Below are 25,912 nucleotides of genomic sequence, written 5' to 3' on the forward strand. Positions count from 1 at the left end.
TTATATCGGACGACGGGCGGCAAGAGTCTAGCGGGTCTGACGTGTGCGTTTCAGGATTGCGCCGCGACGGAGGTCATGGCGATGTGAATATCATGCACAACCGATACGCAAACCGACCGCATGACCATGATATCGAAGGCATCCGCGCCGCTGCGTGTGATCGAGCAGGCAACGTGGAAAAGTTGCGTCCGCGCGGTTTGCCCGACGGGGAAAACCTGCGCGCGCAGATCAACAGGCACCAGCCGCGCCAGAACATCCTCTGCCCGCGTGCCCGACAGCCGCATCACGCCCCAGCCGTCGGACTGATCCGTCAGGGCGGCATGGGCGGCCAGCCCGTCATCGGCCACGCCAAGTACCATGGCCTGCCCGCGCCCCGACCAGATGCACAAGGTGTCGCCCTTGGCGCTGGTCCGGTTCGGCGCCGGAAACGTAACGCCATGGGCCGTTTTCAGTGCCGCAGACAATGCCTTTTCCCGGCCCCGATAGGGTGCAATCGAGGTGATGGCGACAGGTGTGATTTCCGTCAGGGTGCAGGTGCCGGCGGCAACCGGCAACAGCCCGTCAAGCGGTGTTCTGGCGATCAGATTAACCACGAACGCGTCCTCCTTCGGGGTCATAAAACACCGGATCGCACACCTCGCACAGGGTTTCGATATTGCGCAGGTGGTCCACCAGTTTCACCTTTTGCCCGTGACGGGCACGACCGTTTTCCAGAAATCCCAGCGCCAGATAGCTGTTCAGCGTCGGCGAATAGCAGGCCGAGGTCACATAGCCCTTGTCGTTGACCCGCACCGCCGCATCGCCGTCATTGAACAGATGCGCGCCCGCCGTGATCTGGACCGATCCGTCAACGGGCCGCAGCCCGACCATCTGTTGCCGCCCGGGCCCGTTCAGCCCCTCGCGCAGGGCGGCGTCCTTGCCGATGCAGTCTTTCCCGTCCCAGACCATTTTCGCAAAGCCGATGTCAAAGGCGGTGGTGCGCCCGTGGATTTCGGAATGGGTGATATGGCCCTTTTCGATCCGCAGCACGTTCAGCGCCTCCATCCCGTAGGCGCCGCCGCCCAGCATTTCCGCCCGCGCCAGCAGGTCGCGGAACAGCGCCTCGCCATAGCGGGCGGGAACGGCGACCTCGTAGGCATGTTCGCCGCTGAAACTGATCCGGAACAAACGCCCCCGCACGCCCAGCACCCGGACCGGCCCGCAGGCCATAAAGGGCCAGGCATCGTCGGTCAGCGGTTCGGCCAGAACGGTCGCAAGCAGGTCGCGCGATCTGGGGCCGGCAACGGCAAACTGCGCCCATTGTTCGGTGACAGAGATAATGCGCACGTCAAGGTCAGGACGCAGGCATTGACTGACGAATTCCAGATGCCGCAACACCGGACCAGCGGCGGCGGTCGTGGTGGTCATCACGAAATGCGTGTCGCCCAGCCGCGCGGTGGTGCCGTCGTCCATGACATGGCCATCCTCGCGCAGCATAAGACCGTAGCGCACGCGCCCGACCTTCATCGTGGAAAAGCGGTTGGTGTAGACAAGATCGAGAAATGCGGCGGCGTCCTTGCCCTGAATGTCGATCTTGCCCAGCGTCGTCACATCGCAGACACCGACGGCGGTGCGGACCATCCCGACCTCGCGGTCGCAGCTTTCACGCCATGTGCTTTCGCCGGTTTTGGGGAAATAGCCGGGACGATACCACAGGCCCGCCTCGATCATCGGTGCGCCGCGCTCGACCGTAGGTTTGTGCGAGGGTGTGAAACGCTGCGGGGCAAAGCCCTTGCCGCGGGCACCCGCGCCCATCGCGGCAATCGACACCGGCGAATAGGGCGGGCGAAAGGTTGTGGTGCCGGTTTCCGCAATCGTGCGACCCGTCGCATCCGCCAGAATCGCCAGCGCGTTGACGTTCGAGTTCTTGCCCTGATCGGGCGCCATCCCTTGCGTGGTATAGCGTTTCATATGCTCGACAGAGCGAAAGTTTTCCTGCGCGGCCAGTTTGACATCCTTGGTCGTCACATCGTTCTGGAAATCAAGCCAGGCGCGGCCCTTTGCGGGCACCTGCCACAGGGGTTCCAGCGCGTAGGCGTCATCCTCTGCCTCTGGCAATGTGACCTGCGGCACGGAACGGCCCTGTGCCTCCAGCACCATTTTGGCCCGCAGAAAGCCGGATTTCAACGCTCCTTTGGTCGAGAAGGTGCCAAGCGCGGCCCCCGCGACCTGCATCCCCGGAATGGCGCCGGGTTGCGGAATGAAGGCCTGTATCGCCTCGTTCCACTGCGGCCTGCCGTTCATGTGGCAGGTCAGATGCAGCGACGGGTTCCAGCCGCCCGACATCGCCAGACAATCGGTGGCGATGGTGCGGGTGCCGCCGGACTGTTGCACGGTGATCTCTTGCAGGCCAAGGCGGCCTTTGGTGGTGATGACCTGCCCGCCGGTGAACACAGGAAAATCGCCGCGCACCTTTGCATCTTCGCGACTGTCGATCACGCCCGCGATGGTGACCCCCGCCGCCTGAAGATCGCGCGCCGTGCGGTGCGCGTCGTCGTTGTTGCAAAAGACGGTCACGGCTTTTCCGGGTGCCACGCCCCAGCGGTTCAAATAGGCGCGAACGGCACCCGCCGCCATGATACCGGGACGATCGTTCATCGGAAAGGCGACGGGGCGTTCCAACGCGCCGCTGCACAGAACCGCGCCCTTTGCCGCGATCCGCCAGAAGGTTTCCAGCGGCGCATCGCCCGCGTCGGCCTTGTGCAGGGACACCCGTTCCAGCGCGGCGTACGTGCCCTGATCGTAGGCACCCGTGACGGTGGTGCGGGTCATCAGGCGGACATTGCCCAGCGCCCGTAGCCTTGCAACCATTCCGGCGGCCCAGAGATGCCCCGGCTGCCCGTCAAGCAGGGTGGTTTCCGCGTTCAGGCGCCCCCCCATCAGGCTGTCCTCGTCCGCAAGGATCACATCGGCGCCCGCCTGTGCGGCAGTCAGGGCGGCGATCAGCCCCGCAGGCCCCGCGCCGATCACAAGCACATCGCAAAAGGCATATGCCTTGTCGTAGCGGGCATCGTCATGCTGGCCGGACAGACCGCCAAGCCCGGCGGCGCGGCGGATCACCGGCTCATACAGCTTTTCCCAAAAGGCACGTGGCCACATGAAGGTTTTGTAATAAAACCCCGCCGACAGAAACGGCGACAACATGTCGTTCACCGCCATCACATCACGGGCCAGCGAGGGCCAGTTGTTCTGGCTGTGCACCTGTAACCCGTTGTAGATTTCCTGCACCGTGGCCCGCACGTTGGGGGTTTTCGCGGCCCCCGATCCGGTTTCCATAAGGGCGTTCGGCTCCTCCGATCCGGCGGTCAGAACGCCGCGCGGGCGGTGGTATTTGAACGACCGCGCCATCAGCCGCACATCATTCGCCAGCAACGCCGAGGCCACCGTGTCGCCCTCGAGGCCACAGTAGCGCTGGCCGTCGAAGGTGAACGGAACAGAGCGTTCGCGGTTGATCAGTCCCTTGCCATCTATCCTCATGTGCGGGGGCCTTTCACGTCGGATGCCAAGGCCACATCCAGCACCTCGTGGGTCACTGTGTTGCGAGTCACGACCAGCCAACTGGTGCAGCCGGTTTCGTGATACCACAGGTCTTTTGTGACACCCGCAGGGTTGTCGCGCAGGTGCAGATAGCTGTCCCATGCGGCGACGGGTGCGCCTGCCTCGGGGCGGTTCAGGTAGTCATCGGCGCCCATATAGTAGAATTCGCGCCGGTCGCGGTCGCCGCACAAAGGGCAAGTGATACGCATTGATCTATTCCCTAATGCAGGTTGTGTTGGCTGCCGGTGCCTTCTTCGTCCAGCAAGACACCGCGTTTAAAGCGGTCAAGGCGGAAGCGCGCGGCGGGTTCGTGGTGGTTGCCCGTGGCCATCAGATGGGAAAAGGAATAGCCAGAGCCCGGCACCGCCTTGAACCCGCCGTAGCACCAGCCACAGTTGATAAACAGTCCATCGGTATCGGTCTTGTCGATGATCGGGCTGCCATCGGGGGTCATATCCATGATGCCGCCCCAGGACCGCAGCACCCTGGCCTTGCCGATCATCGGCATCAGGGTCATCCCCGCCTCCATCACGTGTTCGGTCATCGACAGGTTCCCGCGCGCGGCGTAAGAGGCGTAGAAATCCAGATCGCCGCCAAAGACAAGGCCGCCCTTGTCGGACTGGCTGATGTAGAAATGGCCCGTGCCGAAGCTGATGACATGGTTGATGCAGGGTTTCAGCCCCTCGGTCACAAAGGCCTGAAGAACGTGGCTTTCGATCGGCAGGCGCATCCCCGCCATCGCCGCCACCTGCCCCGAGCGCCCCGCCACCACAATCGCCACCTTTTTGGCGCGGATCGCCCCGCGCGAGGTTTGCACGCCGGTGACCTTGCCGTTGACGATGTCGATGCCCGTCACCTCGCAGTTCTGGATCAGATCGACACCGCGCTGGTCGGCGCCACGGGCATAGCCCCAGGCCACCGCATCGTGCCGCGCCGTGCCACCGCGCGGGTGCAGCAATCCGCCGTAGATCGGAAACCGGGTCTGTTCGAAGTCAAGATAGGGCAGGTGTTCGCGCACGCCGTCGCGGTCCAGCAGGATCGCGTCATCGCCCTGATTGACCATCGCATTGCCGCGCCGCACAAAGGCGTCGCGCTGGCCGTCGGAATGGAACAGGTTGATCAGGCCGCGCTGCGAATGCATCGTGTTGTAGTTCAGATCCGCCTCCATTCCCTCCCAGAGTTTCAGGGAGTGGGAATAGAATTCGGAATTGCCGGGCAGAAAGTAGTTGGCGCGCACGATGGTCGTGTTCCGCCCGATATTGCCCGACCCGATATAACCCTTTTCCAGCACCGCCACATTGGTGATGCCGTGATTTTTCGCCAGATAATAGGCGGTCGCAAGCCCGTGCCCGCCGCCGCCGATGATGATGACGTCATACTCGGCCTTCGGTTCCGGGTCGCGCCACTGCGCGCCCCATCCCGTGTTGCCGGTCAATCCCTGACGCAGAACCTGCCAGCCCGAAAAACGCATCGCTTTATCCCTATTGGCCCGGATCGCAGTGAACCAAGTCCCGGCCGACTGTTCAAGAGCCCGCGCCAGATTCCGCGTCGTTTCGCGACATAGAAGGGTCAAGGCGCGACGTTCGGTGAAAACCACGCGACATGGGCGGTTCGGGCCGCGCCGGTTTTGCCGCGCGGCCCGCGTCTATCACAACCCTTTGGCGCGGTAGCTGGCCGCGACGCGACCGATGGACACCAGATAGGCCGCCATTCGCAGATCGGTGACGCCCTCTTTCCCGTGCCAGACCTCTCGCATGTTCTGATAGGCGATGCGCATGGTGTCATCCAGGCCGGACCGGACAAGTTCCAGTTCCCCTGCGCCGCGCAGGTATTGCTCTTTGAAGCCGGGCGACAGCTCCCACCCCAGTTGCTTGTCGTTCGACAGGCGTTCCAGTTCGTCGATCAGCAGTTGGTGGCGTCCTTCCTCCTGACGGCGCTGCATCCGGCCAAAGCGGATGTGCGACAGGTTCTTTACCCATTCAAAATAAGACACGGTGACACCGCCGGCGTTGGCATACATGTCGGGAATGATCACGGTGCCCTTGTTGCGCAGCACCTCGTCAGCGCCAGCGGTGATCGGGCCGTTCGCCGCCTCGATGATCAGCGGCGCCTTTATTCTGGCCGCATTGCCCATGTTGATAACGCCTTCCAGGGCGGCGGGGATAAGGATGTCACACGCCTCTTCCAGCAGTTTGGCACCGTCCTTGATAAAGGTGCCGCCAGTAAAGCCCGCGACGCCGCCGGTTCGGATCATGTGGTCGCGCAGGGCGTCTATGTCGATGCCGTCCGCGTTCTGGATGCCGCCGTCCCGCTCGATCACACCGATAACCTTGCAACCGTCCATTTCCGACAGGAACAGCGCCGCGTGATAGCCCACGTTGCCAAGCCCCTGAACGATCACACGCTTGCCGTCCAGCGTGCCAGCCAGGTTCGCGATCTTGACGTCCTCGGGGTGGCGGAAGAATTCCTGAAGCGCATATTGCACGCCGCGGCCCGTTGCCTCGACCCGTCCGGCGATGCCACCGGCGTTCAAAGGTTTGCCCGTCACACAGGCGCGACTGTTGATGTCGGTGGTGTTCATCCGCGCATACTGGTCGGCGATCCATGCCATTTCACGCTCGCCCGTTCCCATGTCGGGGGCCGGGACGTTCTGGCTGGGGTGGATCAGATCGCGCTTGATCAGTTCGTAGGCAAAGCGGCGGGTGATCAGTTCCAGTTCCTGTTCGTTCCATTCGCGCGGATCAATGCACAAACCGCCCTTGGAACCGCCGAACGGTGCCTCGACCAAAGCGCATTTATAGGTCATCAGCGCCGCGAGCGCCTCTACCTCGTCCTGATTGACGCCAAGCGAGTAGCGGATGCCGCCCTTGACCGGCTCCATGTGTTCCGAATGAACCGAGCGGTAGCCGGTGAATGTGGTCAACTGCCCCCGAAGCCGGACCCCGAAGCGCACAGTATAGGTCGAGTTGCAAACGCGGATCTTCTGCTCAAGGCCCGGAGACAGATCCAGCAAGGCCACCGCCCTGTTGAACATCATATCTACGGATTGGCGGAAACTTGGTTCGTTCTTCGGTATCATATCGCTCTCCCAATACTGCTACGGCACCGCTGCGGCAGGAATGGTGCCATCACCCTGACCGACCGTAGGCCGAATAGACCACATCGAACACCCCAAAATCCCACAATGCGAATCAACCGGACTGGTTGCGAAAGATGGCACTGATATCGTGAACAGACCCTTAAGGCCGTCCGGAACCGGCAATTGCGCCGCAACCTGTCCTGAATTCGGAAACAGTTCTTGCGCATTGGCCGGAACTGGTCCCAGAACGTCTTGCAATTGACGGATTTCGTTAACATTTCGCCCAAATTTCGCCACAGGCGTCCGTCAAAAAGCAATAAGCGCATTGCGTCTGCGCATTGGGTGTCGATTCTTCGACGCCATCAAGGAATACAGACATGAGCATCGAAACCCGGACCGAAACGAACGAAAGCCATCGCCAAACGGCGACGGCGCCTGTGACTGCCCACCGTCCCGCACCATCGTTGCGCAGGTTTCGCGCCGATGAAAGCGGATCGTTGATCATTTTCGGTATTTTCATGCTGATCCTGATGCTGTTGGCGGGCGGCATGGCGGTTGACCTGATGCGCTTTGAAACCTCACGCACCAAAATGCAGAACACCCTTGATCGCGCGGTTCTTGCCGGTGCGGATCTTGACCAGCCCCTGAACTCCAAGGCCGTGGTCGAGGATTATTTTCTGAAGGCGGGCATGAGCGGCTATCTGGTCAACGTCGTCCCTGACAACGGTATGAACTATCGCAAGGTATCGGCAAATTCGCGGGCGCGCGTGCCGACCATGTTCCTGCGGCTTCCAGAGATTCTGGGGCTGCCCAGCATCAACCAGTTCTCCGCAACCGCGTCCGGGGCTGCCGAAGAGCGGATCGGAAATGTCGAGATTTCTCTGGTTTTGGACGTGTCCGGATCCATGAACCAACTGTCTTCCCCGACGAGCAAAGGCATCAAGAAAATCTCGCGGCTTCACACAGCGGCAGAAGACTTCTTGAACAAGACATTCGACACGATCGAACCCGGAAAACTGTCGATGTCGATCGTTCCCTATTCCTCGCATGTTGCGGCCGGACAGACCCTGCTTGGTTACTTCAACATCGACGGCCCGCATACGAATTCGGCATGTCTTGATTTTGCGGCGGATAGCTTTGACACGGTTGCCCTGCCGATGGGGTCAACCCAGAAACAAACCTCGCATTTCGACGCGACGCACTGGTATTATACCAATTCCGGCGCGACCGCCTTCGTTTATGCCTTCGGCAATTCGGCCTGCCCTAACAAATCCAGCGTCGAGATCACGCCGTTCGGATCGGTCAAAAGCACATTGGTCACCAAGGTCAAGGCGCTGACCGCTGGCGGAAACACATCTATTGATGTGGGCATCAAATGGGGTGCTGCCCTGTTGGACCCGTCGACGCAGGCCATGGCCCCCTCCGGGTTTGCCGGACGGCCCGTCGCCTATTCCGACAAGGAGACGCTAAAGGTGATCGTTGTGATGACCGACGGCGTTAACACAGAGCGCAACGAGATGATCGAGCCTTATCGGGCCGGACCGTCGGTGGTCTGGAAAAACAACACGATCAACGCTGACAATGTGAACGCCTATTCGATGTATGACGCGGGTCGGGATCAATACTGGATTCCCGCCCTGAACAAATGGCGGGACGAACCCTACGGCAATTATTCCAAGACAACCTGCACCACAACAAACGGTTACTGGAAATGGGATTCCTGGAGGGGAAAATATGTCTGGGTCGACGGATCGACCTCGTGCAACACAGAGCAGGACCCAGGCTATCCCAACGGGGCCGCGCAATGGACCTATCAAACGCTGTGGGCCTCTGCGAACCAGGAATGGATCATTGAAAAGCTGTTCCGTGCCGCATGGCCGAACAAGTCGCTGGACCAGTGGAAAGACCTGATCGCGCCATTGGTCGATGCCAACACGATGAACACGCAAATGGGTGAAATCTGCACAGCGGCCAAACAAAAGGGAATCGTCGTCTATACGATCGGGTTTGAAACCAGCCCGACGGCGCCGCAAACGACCCTGCTCAAGAATTGCGCCAGCACGCCCAGCCACTTTTTCAACGTGAACGGGGCCGATCTGTCCTCCGCATTTTCCGCGATCGCAAGTTCGATTACCTTGCTGAGGTTGATCCAATGATCCGTCTGATCCGCAAACCTGTGATGCGTGCACGGCAGTTCCGCAATCGGCAGGACGGCAACGCGACCATCGAATTCGTGTTCTTGTTTCCCTTGTTTGTGTTCTTGCTGATCGCGTCCTACGAGATGGGCATTTTACAAGTGCGCCATGTGATGCTTGACCGCGCACTGGACCTGTCGGTGCGCGCCCTGCGTCTGGGGCAGGTCAAGGACCCGACGGCGGCAAAGCTGAAGATTGCGATCTGCCAGACGGCGGGCCTGATCCCCGATTGCATGAACGCGCTGCATCTGGAGTTGCAGCCAGTCAGCACGACAACCTGGAACCCGTTGGACAAAAAGGCGCAATGCATCGATAAAAGTGCCGAAATCCAGCCGGTGACGACCCTGATCCCCGGCGCGCCGAACGAACTGATGCTGGTCCGGGTCTGCGCCAAGGTCAACCCGCTGTTCGGAATTTCCGGCAGGCCATTCGGCATCCGCATGCCGATCGACGGTGCCGGCCAATACGCGCTTGTCTCTTCAACCGCATTTGTGAACGAGCCATGATTATGTCGAAACAAATCCTGCTGGCCCGCCTTAGGCTGTTCGCAAGCGATGCGCGTGGCAGTCTTTCGGTGGAAACCGCGATGATCTATCCGCTGTTGATCTGGGTCTACATCGCCACTTATGTGTTTTTTGACGCGTTCCGGTCGCAAAACGTGAACCTGAAGGCCGCCTATACGATCAGCGATATGCTGTCGCGCCAGACAGAGGAGGTCGACCTGAACTATCTGAACGGCCTGAACAAGGTGTTCGACTACCTGACCGTCAGCAACAAGGAAACCTGGATCCGCGTCAGTGTCATCAACTGGAGCGACGACGAGCAAAAATACCGGCTGGAGTGGTCGCAGGCGACAGGCGGCAAGTCCGCGCTTGTTCAGGACGACATCACCAACATGACCGACCAGATTCCGGTCATGGCAGATGGTGACACGCTGATCATGATGCAGACCGCAATGGCCTATGAGCCGGTGTTCGACGTGGGCCTTGCCGCGCGCTGGTATGAAAATCTGGTATTGACCCGCCCGCGGTTCGCGCCGCGGCTGAACTGGAAATCCTGACCAAAGGTCAGGGCGTTATTTGGGACCGTCGCGCTGTGCCAGAAGATTGGCCAGAATTTCCGACATGATCTTTGACTGGGCATCGCGGGTCACGCCGCCGATGCCCACCATCCGCCCGATGCGCCACCACAGGCCCGGTGCCCAAGCACTGCCATTGCCCGATTTCAGCACCAGCATAAAGCCGTTCGACGGCTTGAACGCAAAAACCCCGCGATCAAGGCTTTTGATATTGTCGACCCGCGCCAGAACCCGCCCCGAAGTGTCGCGGATTTCGTCGGCAGTCAGTTCGATCGTCAAAAGCGTGGCCCGACGCAGTTTTTCCGCCAGAACAAGAACACCCCCACCAAAGGCCAGCAACACCAGCTGCCCGACGACGTTGCCTGTCATGTTGAACGCCAGATACAGCGAAAACCCGCCCAGAAGGCACAGAACAGTAAACCCGACCCTGCGGCGCGTGGCCGATGGCGTGATCGTGGCTAGCAGTTCGCTGTAGTCGGTCATCGGGACGCTCCTGTTGTTACGCCCCCGCTGTAGCTAGGTTTTCGCCCGTTGAATAGGGTTCACTGTGAATAGGGTCACTGTGGCGGGCGCACCTCGTAGCCGCGCGCCTCGGGTTCGTCATCGACCAGTTCGGCAGGAAAACCGGGGGCAAGAACCGACAGCCCCGTTGCCTCTTCCAGCCGTTCGATGATGCGGTCCGACTGTGCCTTGACGCCGTATCGTCGTTGTCCGTCGGTCATGATGTCGATGATCATCGGGCTGATGTCCAGCGGCACGCCGTTCCGGTCTGCGATGGCCTGAAACAGGCCAATGTCCTTTTGCACCAGATCCATGGTGAAATTCACATCGCGCACGCCGTTCAGGATCAACTGGTTCTCTGTCTCGGACACAAAGGAATTGCCGCTGGAGATTTTGATCGCCTCATAGGTGGTCGCAAGGTCGATGCCTGCGGCCTTCATCGTTACCAAAGCCTCGCAGTTGGTCAGCAGGTTCGCCGTGGCCAGATAGTTGGTCATGACCTTCAGGATGCTGGCCGAACCAAGCGCGCCGGTGTGCAGCACCCGGCGCCCGAGGATGGTCAAAAGCGGCAGCATCCGGTCGAATGTAGCGCGGTCGCAGCCCGCAAAGATCGAGATATTGCCCGTGGCCGCGCGGTGGCAGCCCCCCGACACCGGACAATCCACCGCCGCCCCGCCCAGCGCGATGGCGCGGCCGCCAAGGCGTTTCACCTCCGCCTCGTCGGTGGTCGACATCTCCATCCAGATTTTACCGGGCCCCATGGCGTCCAGCAGGCCGTCCGGCCCCTCGACCACGGCGGCAGAGGCGGCAGGGCTGGGCAGGCAGGTGATCACGGCCTCGCACTCGGCCATCATCTGCGCCGGTGTCTGCCCGGCCCGCGCCCCCCGCGATACGAAATCCGCGACTCGGTCGCTGTCCAGATCCAGCACCGTCAGGTCGATACCATTGCGCAGCAAACTGCCGGCCAGTTTGCCCCCTACATTGCCAAGACCGATAAAACCGACTTTCATTGCAATCCTCCCTTTTCGGTCAGACTGACGGCAGCGCACCGGCCCCGTCTTGCCCAAAACCGACATGCGCGAAAACGCACAAGACCTGCGCCCGGCCGAACCGAATGTGCGATTGCCGAACCGTGGTGCAATGCCTACCTTCGGAATCAAAGGAGATATACCAATGTCCATTCGCCCAGTTTCATCTGAATCCCGCGCCATTCCAACGATGGAAGGCGCAGGCGTGCATCTGCACCGCGCGTTCGGGTTCCAGAACCCCGACCAGTTCGATCCGTTCCTGCTGTTCGATGACTTCCGCAACGAGCATCCGCGCGACTATCTGCGCGGCTTTCCGTGGCACCCGCACCGCGGGATCGAAACGATCACATATGTGCTGAATGGCACGGTGGACCACGGCGACAGCCTGGGCAATGAGGGCACGCTGGGGGCGGGCGATGTGCAATGGATGACTGCCGGGTCCGGCATCCTGCATCAGGAAATGCCCAAGGGAAACGCCAAGGGCCAGATGCACGGGTTCCAATTGTGGGCCAACCTGCCCGGCAGCCTGAAGATGACCGCGCCGCGCTATCAGGATGTGCAGGGAAAAGAGATCCCCGAGATCACCGATGATGACGGCACCCGCGTGAAGGTGATCGTGGGGTCGTTCTGGGGCAAGACCGGCCCGGTGGACGGCATTGCTGCCGATCCGCAATATCTGGATATCTTCGTTCCGGCGGGCATTCGCAAGACGTTCCGCATCGACACCTACCGCCGCGCCTTTGCCTATGTGTTCGACGGGGCGGGATCGTTCCGCGATGCGTCGAAACCGCAGGGCGTGTTGCTGGAAAAAGAGGTCATGGGACAAGAGGTCAACATCCGCGACATGTCGGGCGACCGCATGCTGATCCAGTTCGGGACAGGTGACGAGGTGACGGTGCAGGCCGGACCGAAGGGCATCCGATTTCTGCTGGTTTCGGGGGCGCCGATCGAAGAACCTGTGGCCTGGCACGGGCCGATTGTGATGAACACCAAGGAAGAAATTCGTCAGGCGCTGGCAGATCTGCGCAACGGAACCTTCATCAAACCCGCGCATTAAGGTGGCATTTCTGGCCCGAAAGCCCGGCACAGGGAACGTGACGGCAACGGTGCTGCGCGGGTGCCGCAGAACACGAACTGCCTGCTAAACAGGCAGCGCTGCTTTATTCGGGTCACGACCGGTTCTCTCGGAAACGTGATTATCAAAATGACAAATAAACAGTGGTGCGCGCTTGAAAAATAGCCGCACCACTCCTCTATTGAAAGACGGCATCGCGGATTGGACTGGCAAGATTGCCATTGTTCGTCCGGGGTCGTTCCTTTTTTAAATAGAGCACGCAGAATCTCCTGTAAATTCTGGATTTTTTGCCGCGTTCTGCACTCATTTTTCGAGGCCCGTAGAATGGCATTATCTGTTGATCGCATCCTTTTGAAAGCGAAGATCAACGTGAAAAACGGTGAGTTCGGCGTGGCCAAGGCGCTTTACCGCGAGATATTGAGGGCATTTCCTGACAATAATCGTGCGCGTCGGGGCTTGAACGCGCTGGACGCTGCCGTTCCCCAACAGATCGACGAGGACAAGGCGCAAGCGCAGCTTGATGCGGTGCTGGAGCTTTACCGTCTGGGACGTCTGGAGGAAGTGCTTGCAACGGGTAACGCGCTTTTGCGTCAATTCCCGAATGCCGTGGTTCTTTATAACCTTCTGGGGGTCACATATACGGATCTGGGCCACCCCGACGCCGCCGTTGCACAGTTTGATCGTGCTTTGGCGATACGGCCTGATTTCGCCGAGGCGCATAACAACCGCGGGATTGCCTTGCGGGCAAAGGGCGATTTGAACGCCGCAATCGAAAGCTACATAAGGGCCATTAAAGTCCGGCCCGATTATGCGCAGGCCTATAACAACCTTGGCAATGCGCAAAAGCTGCAAGGCGACCTTACCGCTGCGATAAAAAGCTACAAAACCGCCCTTGGCATCAGGCCTGCCTATGCAGAGGCGCACAACAATCTTGGAATTGCCAAAAAAGACGATGGTGATTTGCCCGGTGCCATCGAAAGATACCGGCGCGCAATCGCGATCAATCCGGATTACGCAGAGGCCCACAACAACCTTGGCATTGCCCTGAAGGACGCGGGCGATGTGGCCGGCGCGATTGCAGGTTATACCCGCGCATTGGACATAAAGCCCGACTTTGTGGATGCCCATTGCAATCTGTGCGAGGTTTACGAAAAACAGAACAACCTTGCCGCGCTGGAAAACGCGCTGGACGTGGCAACCCGGACCTGTGGCGATGACAGCGCGGACATCCGGTATCGCCTTGCCCAGCTTGAAACCCGAAAATCCCGCTATGATCTTGCCCTTGCCCATCTGGAAAAGATGCGGATCGACGAGGTCAAACCCGCTCTCAAGGAGTCCTACCTAAGCCTTTTGGGAAAGACCCATGACCGGCTTGACCACTTCGATGCGGCCTTTGCCGCCTTCGAGCAGCAGAACGCCTTGTCCAAAGGCTCGGCTCGGGCGCGGAAGTTCAATCCTGACGGGTATCTTGACTCCACGCGGCAGATGAACGCGGCCTGGGCGACGGCACCCCGACAGGACTGGCACCTGCCAGAAGATCAAGACACCGCACCCTCGCCGGTGTTTCTGGTCGGCTTTCCCCGGTCGGGAACAACCCTTCTGGATAGCATCCTGCGCAGCCACCCCAAGATCGACGTGCTTGAGGAAAGACCTATGGTTCAGGCGATGCGGCAGGTTTTTGCGCAACCCGAGACCGCCGAGGGCCTGACGGCCCTGACCGGGCAACAGATCCTTGCGTTGCGGACCGCGTATATGGCCGAACTGGCGCATCATGCGGACCCGTCAAAAAGCGGCGGCGTCATCGTGGACAAGCTGCCGTTGAACATCCGGCATGTCGGGATCATCCACCGGGTTTTCCCCCGTGCGAAATTCATCCTTGCGCTGCGCCACCCCTGTGACTGCGTGCTCAGCTGCTATATGCAGAATTTTGCCCTGAACGACGCGATGGCGAATTTTCTGGATCTGGATCAGACCGCAAAACTTTACGCGGCGATCATGGCGCTTTGGTCAACATATACCGAAAAGCTGGATCTGGATGTTCATTTGTTCAGATACGAGGATCTGGTGCGCGATCTGGACGGGTCCTGCAAGCCTTTGGTTGAGTTTCTGGGTCTGGATTGGGACGAGAACCTTAAGAACTACCGGCAAACCGCGCTGGACCGGCCCGACATCGCGACGCCCAGCTATAATCAGGTCATTCAACCGCTTTACAGTCAGGCCAGTGGTCGGTGGCAGCATTACAAAAAGCAGCTTATGCCCGTGATGCCCGTGCTGGAGCCTTGGATCGGGGCCTTAGGATACGCGCGATAAATGAGTATTTGGACCGAGAAGATGAACGGGACATTGATTTAGGCGGCCACGGATTTGCGGACCAGATTCCAGTAAATACGCTCGACGCGCTCTCGGTCCAGACGCCCGCCGTCGCGATACCATGTGGTGACGCCGGTCAGCATCGCGATCACCGCCAGTGTCGCAACTTTGGTATCTGGCAAGGTGAACTGGCCCGCCTCCTGCCCCGCGCGCAGGATGTCCTCAAGCACGGTTTCATAGCGTTTGCGCAGGTCTTCGATGATTTCGAAATTCGCGGGCTCCAGATTGCGCAGCTCCATATAGGCGATGAACACCGCGTCGGGGCGATCAAGGTGAAACCGGATATGGAACCGGGTGAAGGCCTCCAGCTGGTCCGCCGGGCCTGTTGTGGGGCAGATTTCCGTCCATGCGGCCAGAAGATCGACCATATGGGTTTTCATAAGGTCGAACAAAAGCGTCTGCTTGTCGGGCGTGTAAAGATAAAGCGCCCCCGCCTGCACGCCCACCTCTGCCGCGATCTGGCGCATGGAAACAGCCGCGAAGCCGTGGCGCGCGAACAATTTTTGCGCCGCCGCAAAAACGCGGGGGCCGGTGATGTCGGAGTGAGAGCCAGTCTTGCGTGCCATGGCTGTCTTTTATCTGAACATCCGTTCATTTCAAAGCCCCCGCTTGCCCCTGCCGCTGCAACCCCTGTATGGTCGGGAAAATCCTTTGGAGAGCCGCGATGCGCCGCGCAATTGTTGTGTTCAGTCTTTTGACCGGCCTTGCCGGATGCGGCGATTTTCCCGAGCTGGAAAACAGCGCAAGCGCACGCGCGGCGGATTACCCCGAATTGCTGCCGATCGACGGGTTGTTGGCGCAGGCAGAGGGCGCGCAGATCACCCCCGACACCGTTGAAAGTCTGGACGCGCGGATCGCCCGCCTGAAGGCGGCGGCAGAGGCGCTGAGCGTTCCGGTGATCGATGCGGATGCGATGGACCGCCTGCACGACCAGATCGACACCGGGGAGAGCGGCACAGAGCCTTCGGCAGACAACTGATGCGCGGATGCGTTGCAGGTGGGGACGGAACCCGCTAACAGGGCGATAATGATCGCGAAACGACGGAGTCTGCCCCATGTCCACCCCCTTGCGCCTTGGCATTGCCGGATTGGGAACCGTCGGAATCGGCGTTGTGAAAATCGTGCAGCAACATGCGGCGATGATTACCGCCCGCACCGGCCGCGAGGTTGTGATTACGGCCGTTTCCGCCCGTTCGCGCACCAAGAACCGCGATGCCGATCTGTCGGGGTATGCCTGGGAAGATGACCCCCTTGCCCTGGCCACGCGAGGCGATGTGGATATTTTCGTCGAGCTGATGGGCGGCAGCGATGGCCCCGCGCTGGACGCGACGCGCGCCGCCATTGCCGCGGGCAAGGATGTGGTCACCGCGAACAAGGCCATGCTGGCGATCCACGGACAGGATCTTGCCGAGACAGCAGAGGCCGCAGGCCATGTGATCCGGTTCGAGGCGGCGGTCGCGGGGGGAATTCCCGTGGTCAAGGTGCTGACCGAAGGGTTGGCAGGCAACCGCATCAAGCGCGTGATGGGCGTGATGAACGGCACCTGCAACTACATTCTGACGCGGATGGAATCGTCCGGCCTGCCCTATGGGGATGTTTTCGACGAGGCGGCGCAGCTTGGCTATCTCGAGGCGGACCCGAACCTTGACGTGGGCGGCATTGACGCCGGTCACAAGCTGGCGCTTTTGGCGTCGGTCGCGTTCGGCACGCGCGTCAGTTTCGACGCAGTCGAACTGGAAGGCATCCAACGCATCTCGATCGAAGATATCCGGCAGGCTGCCGATATGGGGTTCAAGATCAAGCTATTGGGCGTGGCGCAGATGACAGGGCGCGGGCTGGAACAGCGCATGTCGCCCTGCCTTGTGCCCGACGATAGCCCGCTGGGCCAGTTGCAGGGCGGCACCAATATGGTGGTGCTGGAAGGCGACAGCGTTGGCCAGATCGTTCTGCGCGGCGCGGGTGCGGGCATGGGGCCGACCGCCAGTGCCGTGATGTCCGACGTCATGGATATTGCCCGCGGCATCCGGGTGTCGACCTTTGGTCAGCCCGCCACAACGCTGGTGGCTGCGGTTTCGGCCAAGGCCAATGCGCCAGCCCCGTTCTATCTGCGGATGCAGCTTCTGGACAAGCCCGGTGCGCTGGCCAAAATCGCGACGGCCCTGGGCGATGCGGGCATTTCGATTGACCGGATGCGCCAGTATGGCCACGAGAATTCATCCGCGCCGGTTCTGATCGTGACCCATAAGACCACCCGCGATGCGCTTGACCATGCCCTTGCCGGTTGCGCCACGACGGGTGTGCTGACGGGTGACCCCGTGGCGATCCGGATTGAAGCTGTCTAAGCGCCTGCCCTTTTTGCGCCCGCACAGGCGCTGTCAAATGACGATGAATAGGAAACCGATATGACCAAACTTGATTTCAATGACCGCATGCTGTCGCTGGGTCTTGCCCGTGTGTCCGAGGCGGCCGCCCTTGCCAGCGCCAAGCTGATTGGCCGTGGCGACGAAAAGGCCGCAGATCAGGCCGCTGTCAACGCCATGCGCGAGCAGCTGAACCTGCTGGACATCGCAGGCGTCGTTGTGATCGGCGAAGGCGAGCGGGACGAGGCCCCGATGCTGTACATCGGCGAGGAAGTCGGCACCGGCAACGGCCCGGGCGTGGATATCGCGCTTGACCCGCTGGAAGGCACGACGCTGACCGCCAAGGACATGCCGAATGCATTGACCGTGATCGCCATGGGCCCGCGCGGGTCGATGCTGCACGCGCCTGACGTCTATATGGACAAGTTGGCCATCGGGCCGGGCTTTCCCGTGGATACGGTGACCCTAAGCATGAGCCCCGCCGAGCGGGTGGCCGCACTGGCAAAGGCCAAGGCCTGCGATGCGACCGATATCACGGTCTGCGTGCTGGAACGGCCCCGCCACGAGGAGTTGATCGAAGAGCTGCGCCGCACCGGTGCGGCGATCCGCCTGATTACCGATGGCGATGTCGCCGGCGTCATGCATTGCGCCGAGGCCGGAATTACCGGCATCGACATGTATATGGGGTCTGGCGGGGCACCAGAGGGTGTATTGGCCGCAGCCGCGTTGAAATGCATGGGCGGGCAGTTCTATGGCCGCCTGTTGTTCCGCAACGACGACGAGCGGGGCCGGGCACGCAAGGCCGGCATCACCGATTTCGACAGGATTTACACCCGCGACGAACTGGTGACACAGGACGTCATCTTTGCGGCCACCGGGGTGACCGACGGGTCGATCGTTGCCGGGATCAAGCGCGAAGTGGGGTATATGACCGCCGAGACGATCCTGATGCGCTCGAAAACCGGATCGGTGCGCCGGATGATCTATCGCAACCCGACCAAGTAACGGCATGGCAGCCGCGCTGATCCTGACCGACACCCAGCACGTCGGCGTCCTGCCGGACGGACCGCTTGCGGCGGCGAGCCGTCGGACGGGGATACCATGACCGCATTTCTGAACGTCACAGCGTCGTTGAACGGTCGTCGCTGGGTTGGCCCCAGCGCCGAGGATGACCGCCTGTCAGAGGGGATGACCCAGCAGACCCACCTGCCCCTGCCCGTCTGCCGGACGCTTGTGCGGCGCGGCGTAGCGGCGGAAGACGCCGAAAGGTTTCTGGCCCCCTCGCTGCGCGACCTGCTGCCCGACCCGCTGACCCTGCGCGATATGGGCAAAGCGGCGTCGCGGTTTCTGGCGGCGGTGAAAGATGGGCAAAGGATCGCGGTCTTTGCCGATTATGACGTGGATGGCGGATCATCCGCCGCGCTGTTGCTGACGTGGCTGCGCCAGATGGGCCGCGACGCGACGCTGTATATCCCCGACCGCATCGACGAAGGGTACGGCCCGAACGAGCCCGCGATGGCGGCTTTGGCACAGGCCCACGACCTGATCGTCTGCGTTGACTGCGGAACCCTGTCGCACGGCCCCATTGCGGCGGCTGCAGAGGCGGATGTTGTGGTGCTGGATCACCACCTTGGCGGCGAGACCCTGCCCCCCGCCTATGCGGTGGTGAACCCCAACCGGCAGGACGAGGATGGCAGCCTTGGGCATCTGTGCGCCGCCGGCGTGGTGTTCCTGATGCTGGTCGAGGCGAACCGACAACTGCGCGAGGCCGGCACAAAGGGCCCCGACCTGATGGCGATGCTGGATCTTGTGGCGCTGGCGACCGTGGCGGATGTGGCCCCGCTGATCGGGGTCAACCGCGCCTTGGTCGTGCAGGGGCTGAAGATCATGGCGCAACGGCGGCGCGTCGGCATCGTGGCGCTGTCCGATATTTCGCGGATGGATTCTGCACCGACGACATATCACCTTGGCTTTCTACTTGGCCCGCGGGTGAACGCGGGTGGCCGGATCGGCGCGGCCGATCTGGGAGCGCGACTGTTGGCCACCGACAACCCGCACGAGGCCGCCGCGATGGCGGAACGGCTGGACATGCTGAACACCGAACGGCGCGACATCGAGGCGCGCGTGCGCGAGGCCGCGCTGGAGCAGGCGACGATGCGTGGTCTGGATGGCCCCTTGGTCTGGGCGGCGGGGGAAGGCTGGCATCCCGGCGTTGTCGGCATTGTCGCCGCGCGGCTGAAAGAGGCCACAAACCGCCCCGCCGTCGTCATCGGGCTGGACGGGGCCGAGGGCAAAGGATCGGGCCGGTCAATCAGCGGTGTCGATCTGGGGGCGTCGATCCACCGGCTTGCGGCAGAGGGGCTGCTGCTGAAGGGGGGCGGGCACAAAATGGCCGCTGGCCTGACCGTTGAGCGGGACAAGCTGGAGGCGGCGATGGAACGGCTGGGCGACCTGCTGGCCCGGCAGGGCAGCGCCGATGCGGGCCCCGCCGACCTGCGGCTTGACGGCATTCTGATGCCCGGTGCCGCCACGGTCGAGCTGATAAACCAGATCGAATGCGCGGGGCCGTTCGGGGCCGGTGCCTCTGGCCCGCGCTTTGCCTTTCCCGATTGCCAGATCCATTTTGCCAAACGCGTCGGCGCCAGCCACCTGAAGGTGACATTCGGTGACGGCATGTCGGCGCGGCTGGAGGCGATCGCCTTTGGCGCCTTTGACACGGCCATGGGTCCGGCGCTGGAAAATCACGGCGGCGCACGGTTTCATCTGGCTGGCCGGCTGGAGGTGAATACATGGGGTGGTCGCCAGCGTGTCCAGTTGCGTTTGGAAGACGCATCGCCCGCAAACTAAAATAACCGTCACAATTCGAAAAAATACTCTTGCGCGTCGCGCGCACTTTGCCTAATTAGCCCCCACACGCTGTGATGGCCCGTTCGTCTATCGGTTAGGACGTCAGGTTTTCAACCTGAAAAGAGGGGTTCAACTCCCCTACGGGCTGCCACAGTGTGTATAATCCCCATACATATCAAACAGTCTCATTTGCAGTCACCCCGCGTCGTCAGGGGTTTGGAACGCTGTCTTGGTTTCTTTTGACATTCGCGACCGCGTCGGCAGCACTGCGGCATAGCCAACCGGCAAAAGCACGCAGTTGCCTTTTGCAACCTGTTGCAAAAACGGGAGCTATCTTTTTGCATGCCCCGAAGAACTTCGCTAGAACAACGCATACGTTACCAGACGGGCGGCCATCCCCATGACACCAACCCTGAAAGATGTCGCCGCACACGCAGGGGTTTCGCGCTCTGCGGTGTCACGCACATTCACCGACGGGGCCTCTGTTTCCCCGAAAATGCGCAAAAAGGTCGAAAAGGCCGCGGCAGAGCTGGGATACAGCCCTAATTTTCTGGCGCGAAGCCTGACCACGCGGCGCACGAAGCTGATCGGTCTGGTGTCCAACAACTTTCACAACCCGATTTTCCTCGAGGTCTTTGACCTTTTCACGCGCGGGTTGCAGGACCGTGGGTTGCGGCCCCTTCTGGTCAATCTCAGCAATGAAACCGATCCCGATCATTCGGTCAAAATGCTGACCCAGTATTCGGTTGACGGGGTGATCGTGGCGTCCTCGACGCTGCCGCCCGCATTTTCAAAAGCATTCCGTGACAAGCAGATACCGGTCGTCAATACGTTTGGTCGCTATGCCAGCAGCCCCGATGTTCATGTGGTCGGAATCGATAATGTCGAAGCGGGCCGCATCGCCGCGCGCGCACTGGTCGCACGCGGATACACGCGGGTGGCCTTCCTTGGTGGACCCGAAGACGCAACCTCGACACAAGACAGGCGACAGGGCTTCAAGGAAGAAATCGCCCGACACGCATCCGTCGCATCGACCGATTCCTTTGCCAGCGCATACTCATTCCATGCCGGCCGCACCGAGATGCTGCGACTGCTGGAAACCGGCCATGCCCAAGGGTATTTCTGCGGCGATGATGTGCTTTCCATCGGGGCGCTGAGCGCAATCAAGGATGCGGGTCTGCGTGTCCCGGAGGATATCGGGATTATCGGCCTGAATGATATGGAGATGGCAGGTTGGGAAAATATCGCGCTGACAACGATCAAACAGCCCATCAAGGAAATCATTGATGCGTCGGTGGACCTGATGGTTGCGATGCTGGAAGATCCGGACCGCTATCCCGAGGCCCGGCTCTTTGCGTGTCGTGTGATCGAGCGGGGGACGCTGCCCCCCCGCATCTAGCGGAACATCGGCGGGCGGGCGTCGGTCCATTCCCCGTTTGCCTTGCCGCTTTTTGCAACCGCAAAGACCGCAGCCATTGATCGCAGCCCGTCTTCGGCGCGCGGATAAAGATTGGCCGCAGGGTCCATCGGGCGCCCTTCCTTGCGGGCCCGTATCGCCTCTGACAGATCCGAGTAGATGTTGGCAAAGGCCAGCGGCATACCTTCGGCGTGGCCAACCGTGACGCGCGATGTGCGGTCCGCCTCTGGCGACAGATTGCCTTCGCCGCGTTCGATGATTTGCAACCGCTGCCCAAGAGGCATGTAGAACAACTGGTTCGGTTGTTCCTGCGCCCACCGCAGCCCCCCGGTTTCGCCAAAGACCTGAAGGGTCAAACCATGCTGGCGCCCGATCGCAATCGACGACGTCCAAAGCCGCCCGACGGTGCCACCATCCATGCGGAAGTTGACCATCGCGTCATCCTCCAGCACCCGAACGTCAATGCAGGACACGGTATCTGCCGACAGTTTTGTTACGTCCTGACCTGTCACGAAGGACGCCATGTGCATGGCATGGATGCCGCAATCCGCAAATTGCGCCGACACCCCTGCCTGCGCCGGATCATAGCGCCAGCGCACCCTCGGGTTATCGGCATCGGCGGCATCGGCGTGATGGCCGTGGGCGAATTCGGCTTTGACAAGACGCACTCTGCCGATGTCCCCCCGCGCGACCATGGCCCGCATGTGCCGCACAAGAGAATAGCCAGTGTACCCATAATTCACCGCGCAGATATTGCCGGTGGATCTGGCGATTTTCACGATTTCCTCACCCTCTTCCACGGTCATTGTCATCGGCTTTTCACACAGAACATGAAAGCCGCCCTCAAGGTAAGCCTTTGTAATCTCAAAGTGACTGGCGTTCGGCGTCGCCACCGTAACAAGATCGACAGGGTCATCGCGCCGCATCTCTGCGTTCAGCATTTCGCGCCAATCACCGTAAGCGCGATCCGCCGGCAGACCCAGGCGCTGACCATATTCGCGGCCCGCATCCGGACGGTGATCCAGCGCCCCTGCGGTGAACTCGAAAAGACCGTCAAGGCCGGATCCAAGGCGGTGCGCTGGCCCGATCTGGCTTCCTTCGCCCCCCCCGATCATCCCCCATTTCAGCTTTGTCATCGTCGTTCTTTCTTTTCCATATGTCAGGTGACGCCTCTTGCGTCAAAAATCAAAAGCCGATCGACTTCAGATACTCTCGGTTAGCTTTTGCGTCTTCTTGCGGTGTGCCGGGCATTGCGGGGTCACAGTCTTGCTCGACCGTACACCAGCCGTCAAACCCGTGATCGACCAACAGGTTTCGAACCGCCGAAAAATCAACATCGCCCTGACCAAGATTGCAGAACACCCCCTGCCCGCATGCCTTGTAAAAGTCGGTTCTGTTTGCGACCACGTCAGCCTTCACAACGGGATTGATATCCTTGAAGTGCATATAGCTGATCCGGTCCATGTGCCGCGTCATGAAAGCAACAGGATCAAACCCCGCATAGGAGTGGTGCCCGGTATCAAAACAGATCTTCAGAATGCTTTCATCGACTTCTGAAAGGAGGCGCTCCAGCTCTGGTTCAAAATCCATGAAGCCGCCCGCATGGGCGTGGATGCCGACGGTCAGCCCGTAGTCCTCGGACCCCATCCTTGCGATGGTCGCGATCCGGTCTCTGAATCCAGCCCATTCAGCGGTGTCCATCTGCTCGGCTTCGGATGCGCGACCGGCGGTGGCCGCGCGACGTGGTGCGATGCTGTCGATCAACACCAGATGCTGCGCGCCGTGGGCCACCAACGCCTTGCACGTCCGCACCGAGGCATCCATGACATCCCCCCACATCGCAGGATCATGAAACGCGCGGAACACAACGCCACCGATGAGTTCCAGATCGCGCGCGGCCAGTGCGGGGGCCAGCACGGCGGGGTCTTCTGGCATATACCCGATCGGGCCCAGCTCGATCCCGGTGTATCCCGCGCCGGCGCATTGGTCCAAAACGGCCTCCCATGTCGGATAGGACGGGTCGCTTGCAAATTCGATCCCCCAGGAACAGGGGGCATTTCCGATCTTGATGGTCATGTTTATGCCTTTCGCAGTGTCACAGTGACGCGACATCCACCCATGATTTTCCGCGCGACGACACAAGGGCGGCGGCGATGACTTGGTTCACGGCCATACCATCGGCAAAGGTCGGCCAGACAGGGGTTCGTGTTTCAATCGCCCGCAAGAAATCCCGCGCTTCGATGATGATTTGGTCCTGATAGCCGGTGCCGTGCCCCGGACCCTGACAGAAAGCGGCGTAATCGGGGTGCGCGGGGCCGATCAGGATCTTGCGAAAGCCCCGCGTTGCCTCGGGATCGTCCGCACAATAAAGCCAGATCGCATTCTGATCCTCCTGATCGAAACGGATCGCCCCCCTTGTCCCTGTCACCTCATAGGCGTAACCCATTTTTCGTCCGTGACTGATGCGGCTGAAATACATCTGCCCCATGGCACCGTTTTCGAAACGGCACATCATCTGCCCGTGGTCGTCATTGGTGACGGGGCCACCGGGGCGCGTTTTATGCACGGTTTCGATCTCTGCAACAAGCGAGGATATCGGCCCGATCAGCGCCAAAGCGCCATTGATCATATGGGGCGCAAGGTCACCCATCGTGCCGTTTGCATCCCCGTCGGTGCGCCAGTTGGCAGGGCTGTCAGGGTTGGCAAGGAAGTCCTCTGTGTGCTCGCCCCTGAACCACGTCACATCACCGATGGTGCCGTCCGCGATCAGCTTGCGGGCGAATTGGCTGGCGGGCGTGCGAATATAGTTGAACCCCGTCATGCTGACCTGACCGCAGGCGGCAGCCACCATGGCGCGGCTGTCGTCCAGCGACGCGCCCAGCGGCTTTTCGCAGAACACCGGCTTGTTCAACGCAAAGGCCGCCTCGGCAATGGCGCGATGCGTGCCCTGCGGCGAGGCGATGATGATCGCCTCGACCAGCGGGTCCTGCACCAGATCCTGCCAGCGGTCCGTTCCGCGCGCAAAACCATAGGCGGCGCGGTATGTCTCTGCCGACTTGGCCGAAGTGGCGCACACCATTTCCAGATGGGGTCGCAGCGCGGTATTGAATACAGCACCCACGGCCGACATGGCAACCGCATGGGCCTTGCCCATATAGCCACCACCGACGATGCCGATACCTATTCTTGTCATGCTGGCTTTCATCCCTTTGAAATTTGGTTTGCAACCGGTTGCAAAACAGGTAACCTGAGTCCCGGAACCGCGCAAGCGGCAATGACTTGAATTCGGGGACCCGACTATAGGTTTGAAGACGACGGCAGCATGACCCACCCGACGATCCCGATGCAATCATCCAGGAGCTGCGGCGGCACGGCCAAAGCGGCAACACAGAAGGCCGAACATGAAGGATATGATAGCACGCATCAGGCAAAACCGCTTTTTGGTTGTGGGCCGCGTCGGGATGGACCTGTTCCCTGATCCGGGCATCGCGACCGAGGATGCCGCGCATTTCACCGCCGATATGGGTGGCTCGTCTGCCAATATCGCGGCGGGCCTTGTCAAGCTGGGCGCGCAAGCTGCCCTTGTCACCTGTGTGTCCGACGACGCGGTCGGACGGTTCTGTGTGAACAAACTGCGGCACTACGGCGTTGATACCGCCTATGTCAAAGCTGTCGGCGGCGAGGCGCGCAATTCTCTTGCGCTGTATGAAAGCCGCGTTGTCGGGCATCAGTCGGTGATCTACCGCAACGGTGCCGCAGACTTTGAAATGACCGAAGCCGATGTCGAACAGGTTGACTATGACCGTTTCAGCGTGCTGGTCGCGGCAGGCACCGTCTTTGCTGCGGAACCGTCGCGCAGCGCCTGTTTCAGGGCATTCGAACTGGCCCATGCCGCAGGTTTGCCGATAATTTTCGACGTTGACTACCGCCCGTATTCCTGGCCCTCGGCGCGGGTCGCCGAACAGGTCTTGTCCCGTGCGGGCGCCCTTGCCGATGTGATCGTCGGCAACGATGACGAGTTCGGCTTTATGGCGGGTGGCAAAGACAAAGGCCTTGCAAAAGCCCGCGACCTCGCCGCGACAACGGCAAGCATCGTTGTCTACAAAATGGGGGAACACGGTGCCATTTCCATCACGGCCGACGGCGAGATGCGTACAGGGATTTTCCCTGTCGCGGCCCTTAAACCCACGGGCGCGGGCGACAGCTTTATGGCGGGGCTGCTCTCGTCCATGGGGGCCGGGCACGGCCTGGAATCCGCCATTCTGCGCGGATCGGCCTGTGCGGCGATCGTGGTTGCCAGGCCGGGCTGCGCGCCTGCGATGCCCACCGCAAACGATCTGGAACGATTTCTTGCCGAACATACCGGCCCAACGGACGCCACCTAAG

Annotated in this window: 22 protein-coding genes and 1 tRNA gene; 12 read left to right on the forward strand and 11 right to left on the reverse strand. The window is 61.0% G+C overall.

Going from position 1 to position 25,912, the window contains the following annotated elements:
• Positions 1–50: 50 nt before the first annotated feature.
• The 5 genes from ACEN2R_RS09790 to ACEN2R_RS09810 all read right to left on the reverse strand — a co-directional run bounded on the left by ACEN2R_RS09790 (position 51) and on the right by ACEN2R_RS09810 (position 6,655).
• A complete protein-coding gene (locus ACEN2R_RS09790; protein WP_442041681.1) occupies positions 51–593 on the reverse strand; it encodes a sarcosine oxidase subunit gamma in 543 nt (180 codons plus the stop codon).
• Positions 586–3,516 (reverse strand): sarcosine oxidase subunit alpha family protein, encoded by a 2,931-nt coding sequence (locus ACEN2R_RS09795; RefSeq protein ID WP_442041683.1) that lies wholly within the window; start codon positions 3,514–3,516, stop codon positions 586–588. Before ACEN2R_RS09795 ends, ACEN2R_RS09790 begins: the two co-directional genes overlap by 8 nt.
• A complete protein-coding gene (locus ACEN2R_RS09800; protein ID WP_442041685.1) occupies positions 3,513–3,785 on the reverse strand; it encodes a sarcosine oxidase subunit delta in 273 nt (90 codons plus the stop codon). Before ACEN2R_RS09800 ends, ACEN2R_RS09795 begins: the two co-directional genes overlap by 4 nt.
• 11 nt (positions 3,786–3,796) lie before the next feature.
• On the reverse strand, positions 3,797–5,047 hold the full coding sequence (locus ACEN2R_RS09805) for a sarcosine oxidase subunit beta family protein (protein WP_442041687.1): 1,251 nt from the start codon (positions 5,045–5,047) through the stop codon (positions 3,797–3,799).
• A gap of 177 nt (positions 5,048–5,224) precedes the next feature.
• A complete protein-coding gene (locus tag ACEN2R_RS09810; protein ID WP_442041688.1) occupies positions 5,225–6,655 on the reverse strand; it encodes a Glu/Leu/Phe/Val family dehydrogenase in 1,431 nt (476 codons plus the stop codon).
• A 377-nt stretch (positions 6,656–7,032) separates the two neighbouring features.
• Between ACEN2R_RS09810 and ACEN2R_RS09815 the strand changes: the two genes are divergently transcribed.
• The 3 genes from ACEN2R_RS09815 to ACEN2R_RS09825 are packed head-to-tail and all read left to right on the forward strand — an operon-like array spanning position 7,033 to position 9,910.
• On the forward strand, positions 7,033–8,811 hold the full coding sequence (locus ACEN2R_RS09815) for a TadE/TadG family type IV pilus assembly protein (RefSeq protein ID WP_442041690.1): 1,779 nt from the start codon (positions 7,033–7,035) through the stop codon (positions 8,809–8,811).
• A complete protein-coding gene (locus ACEN2R_RS09820) occupies positions 8,808–9,356 on the forward strand; it encodes a TadE/TadG family type IV pilus assembly protein (RefSeq protein ID WP_442041692.1) in 549 nt (182 codons plus the stop codon). Before ACEN2R_RS09815 ends, ACEN2R_RS09820 begins: the two co-directional genes overlap by 4 nt.
• 2 nt (positions 9,357–9,358) lie before the next feature.
• The gene (locus ACEN2R_RS09825) at positions 9,359–9,910 is read left to right on the forward strand and encodes a TadE/TadG family type IV pilus assembly protein (RefSeq protein WP_442041694.1); all 552 of its coding nucleotides are present in this window, start codon (positions 9,359–9,361) and stop codon (positions 9,908–9,910) included.
• Positions 9,911–9,925: 15 nt separating this feature from the next.
• Here ACEN2R_RS09825 and ACEN2R_RS09830 read toward each other — a convergent pair whose 3' ends face one another.
• Positions 9,926–10,411: a hypothetical protein gene (locus ACEN2R_RS09830; RefSeq protein WP_442041696.1), complete on the reverse strand. Its 486-nt coding sequence runs from the start codon at positions 10,409–10,411 to the stop codon at positions 9,926–9,928.
• 74 nt (positions 10,412–10,485) lie between these two features.
• Positions 10,486–11,439, reverse strand: coding sequence for an NAD(P)-dependent oxidoreductase (locus ACEN2R_RS09835; protein ID WP_442041698.1), 954 nt, complete (start codon positions 11,437–11,439; stop codon positions 10,486–10,488).
• Between the two features lie 163 nt (positions 11,440–11,602).
• Here ACEN2R_RS09835 and ACEN2R_RS09840 point away from each other — a divergent pair, with 163 nt between their 5' ends.
• Together ACEN2R_RS09840 and ACEN2R_RS09845 are read left to right on the forward strand one after the other, a co-directional pair.
• A complete protein-coding gene (locus ACEN2R_RS09840; protein ID WP_442041700.1) occupies positions 11,603–12,514 on the forward strand; it encodes a pirin family protein in 912 nt (303 codons plus the stop codon).
• 342 nt (positions 12,515–12,856) lie between these two features.
• The gene (locus tag ACEN2R_RS09845; RefSeq protein ID WP_442041702.1) at positions 12,857–14,842 is read left to right on the forward strand and encodes a tetratricopeptide repeat-containing sulfotransferase family protein; all 1,986 of its coding nucleotides are present in this window, start codon (positions 12,857–12,859) and stop codon (positions 14,840–14,842) included.
• A gap of 38 nt (positions 14,843–14,880) precedes the next feature.
• Here ACEN2R_RS09845 and ACEN2R_RS09850 read toward each other — a convergent pair whose 3' ends face one another.
• Positions 14,881–15,468 carry a TetR/AcrR family transcriptional regulator gene (locus tag ACEN2R_RS09850; RefSeq protein ID WP_442041703.1) on the reverse strand — a complete coding sequence of 196 codons (588 nt, stop codon included), beginning with the start codon at positions 15,466–15,468 and terminating at the stop codon, positions 14,881–14,883.
• 98 nt (positions 15,469–15,566) lie between these two features.
• On the opposite strand from ACEN2R_RS09850, the gene ACEN2R_RS09855 reads away from it, so the two are divergent.
• The 6 genes from ACEN2R_RS09855 to ACEN2R_RS09880 all read left to right on the forward strand — a co-directional run bounded on the left by ACEN2R_RS09855 (position 15,567) and on the right by ACEN2R_RS09880 (position 21,508).
• Positions 15,567–15,881 (forward strand): hypothetical protein, encoded by a 315-nt coding sequence (locus ACEN2R_RS09855; RefSeq protein WP_442041705.1) that lies wholly within the window; start codon positions 15,567–15,569, stop codon positions 15,879–15,881.
• 76 nt (positions 15,882–15,957) lie between these two features.
• Positions 15,958–17,244, forward strand: a complete 1,287-nt coding sequence (locus ACEN2R_RS09860; RefSeq protein ID WP_442041707.1) for a homoserine dehydrogenase — start codon at positions 15,958–15,960, stop codon at positions 17,242–17,244.
• 60 nt (positions 17,245–17,304) lie between these two features.
• Positions 17,305–18,267, forward strand: a complete 963-nt coding sequence (glpX, locus tag ACEN2R_RS09865; RefSeq protein WP_442041709.1) for a class II fructose-bisphosphatase — start codon at positions 17,305–17,307, stop codon at positions 18,265–18,267.
• 96 nt (positions 18,268–18,363) lie between these two features.
• Positions 18,364–20,109 (forward strand): single-stranded-DNA-specific exonuclease RecJ, encoded by a 1,746-nt coding sequence (gene recJ, locus ACEN2R_RS09870; protein ID WP_442041711.1) that lies wholly within the window; start codon positions 18,364–18,366, stop codon positions 20,107–20,109.
• Between the two features lie 76 nt (positions 20,110–20,185).
• A tRNA-Glu gene (locus ACEN2R_RS09875) sits at positions 20,186–20,260 on the forward strand.
• A 249-nt stretch (positions 20,261–20,509) separates the two neighbouring features.
• A complete protein-coding gene (locus tag ACEN2R_RS09880; RefSeq protein ID WP_442041713.1) occupies positions 20,510–21,508 on the forward strand; it encodes a LacI family DNA-binding transcriptional regulator in 999 nt (332 codons plus the stop codon).
• Here the strand turns inward: ACEN2R_RS09880 and ACEN2R_RS09885 are convergent.
• Genes ACEN2R_RS09885 through ACEN2R_RS09895 form a run of 3 tightly spaced genes read right to left on the reverse strand, consistent with a single transcriptional unit; the run spans position 21,505 to position 24,719 of the window.
• Entirely contained in the window at positions 21,505–22,662 is a 1,158-nt protein-coding gene (locus ACEN2R_RS09885) for a Gfo/Idh/MocA family protein (protein ID WP_442041715.1), read from the reverse strand. The two genes, ACEN2R_RS09880 and ACEN2R_RS09885, sit on opposite strands and share 4 nt — an antisense overlap.
• A 49-nt stretch (positions 22,663–22,711) precedes the next feature.
• Complete coding sequence (locus ACEN2R_RS09890) at positions 22,712–23,602, reverse strand: sugar phosphate isomerase/epimerase family protein (protein WP_442041717.1); 891 nt, start codon at positions 23,600–23,602, stop codon at positions 22,712–22,714.
• A 19-nt stretch (positions 23,603–23,621) separates the two neighbouring features.
• Positions 23,622–24,719: a Gfo/Idh/MocA family protein gene (locus ACEN2R_RS09895; RefSeq protein ID WP_442041719.1), complete on the reverse strand. Its 1,098-nt coding sequence runs from the start codon at positions 24,717–24,719 to the stop codon at positions 23,622–23,624.
• Between the two features lie 208 nt (positions 24,720–24,927).
• Here ACEN2R_RS09895 and iolC point away from each other — a divergent pair, with 208 nt between their 5' ends.
• Positions 24,928–25,911, forward strand: a complete 984-nt coding sequence (gene iolC / locus ACEN2R_RS09900) for a 5-dehydro-2-deoxygluconokinase (protein WP_442041721.1) — start codon at positions 24,928–24,930, stop codon at positions 25,909–25,911.
• Position 25,912 lies beyond the last annotated feature (1 nt).

This window comes from Pseudogemmobacter sp. W21_MBD1_M6 (assembly GCF_052119585.1).
GTDB lineage: Bacteria > Pseudomonadota > Alphaproteobacteria > Rhodobacterales > Rhodobacteraceae > JBGQOJ01.

Coding starts and splice junctions, on each gene's coding strand:
- ACEN2R_RS09850 (WP_442041703.1), bottom strand. CDS start 15,468: ATGGCACGCAAGACTGGCTCTCACTCCGACATCACCGGCCCCCGCGTT.
- ACEN2R_RS09845 (WP_442041702.1), top strand. CDS start 12,857: ATGGCATTATCTGTTGATCGCATCCTTTTGAAAGCGAAGATCAACGTG.
- ACEN2R_RS09820 (WP_442041692.1), top strand. CDS start 8,808: ATGATCCGTCTGATCCGCAAACCTGTGATGCGTGCACGGCAGTTCCGC.
- ACEN2R_RS09890 (WP_442041717.1), bottom strand. CDS start 23,602: ATGACCATCAAGATCGGAAATGCCCCCTGTTCCTGGGGGATCGAATTT.
- ACEN2R_RS09825 (WP_442041694.1), top strand. CDS start 9,359: ATGTCGAAACAAATCCTGCTGGCCCGCCTTAGGCTGTTCGCAAGCGAT.
- ACEN2R_RS09835 (WP_442041698.1), bottom strand. CDS start 11,439: ATGAAAGTCGGTTTTATCGGTCTTGGCAATGTAGGGGGCAAACTGGCC.
- ACEN2R_RS09800 (WP_442041685.1), bottom strand. CDS start 3,785: ATGCGTATCACTTGCCCTTTGTGCGGCGACCGCGACCGGCGCGAATTC.
- iolC (WP_442041721.1), top strand. CDS start 24,928: ATGAAGGATATGATAGCACGCATCAGGCAAAACCGCTTTTTGGTTGTG.
- ACEN2R_RS09860 (WP_442041707.1), top strand. CDS start 15,958: ATGTCCACCCCCTTGCGCCTTGGCATTGCCGGATTGGGAACCGTCGGA.
- ACEN2R_RS09795 (WP_442041683.1), bottom strand. CDS start 3,516: ATGAGGATAGATGGCAAGGGACTGATCAACCGCGAACGCTCTGTTCCG.
- ACEN2R_RS09830 (WP_442041696.1), bottom strand. CDS start 10,411: ATGACCGACTACAGCGAACTGCTAGCCACGATCACGCCATCGGCCACG.
- ACEN2R_RS09855 (WP_442041705.1), top strand. CDS start 15,567: ATGCGCCGCGCAATTGTTGTGTTCAGTCTTTTGACCGGCCTTGCCGGA.
- recJ (WP_442041711.1), top strand. CDS start 18,364: ATGACCGCATTTCTGAACGTCACAGCGTCGTTGAACGGTCGTCGCTGG.
- glpX (WP_442041709.1), top strand. CDS start 17,305: ATGACCAAACTTGATTTCAATGACCGCATGCTGTCGCTGGGTCTTGCC.
- ACEN2R_RS09895 (WP_442041719.1), bottom strand. CDS start 24,719: ATGACAAGAATAGGTATCGGCATCGTCGGTGGTGGCTATATGGGCAAG.
- ACEN2R_RS09885 (WP_442041715.1), bottom strand. CDS start 22,662: ATGACAAAGCTGAAATGGGGGATGATCGGGGGGGGCGAAGGAAGCCAG.
- ACEN2R_RS09840 (WP_442041700.1), top strand. CDS start 11,603: ATGTCCATTCGCCCAGTTTCATCTGAATCCCGCGCCATTCCAACGATG.
- ACEN2R_RS09805 (WP_442041687.1), bottom strand. CDS start 5,047: ATGCGTTTTTCGGGCTGGCAGGTTCTGCGTCAGGGATTGACCGGCAAC.
- ACEN2R_RS09815 (WP_442041690.1), top strand. CDS start 7,033: ATGAGCATCGAAACCCGGACCGAAACGAACGAAAGCCATCGCCAAACG.
- ACEN2R_RS09880 (WP_442041713.1), top strand. CDS start 20,510: ATGACACCAACCCTGAAAGATGTCGCCGCACACGCAGGGGTTTCGCGC.
- ACEN2R_RS09810 (WP_442041688.1), bottom strand. CDS start 6,655: ATGATACCGAAGAACGAACCAAGTTTCCGCCAATCCGTAGATATGATG.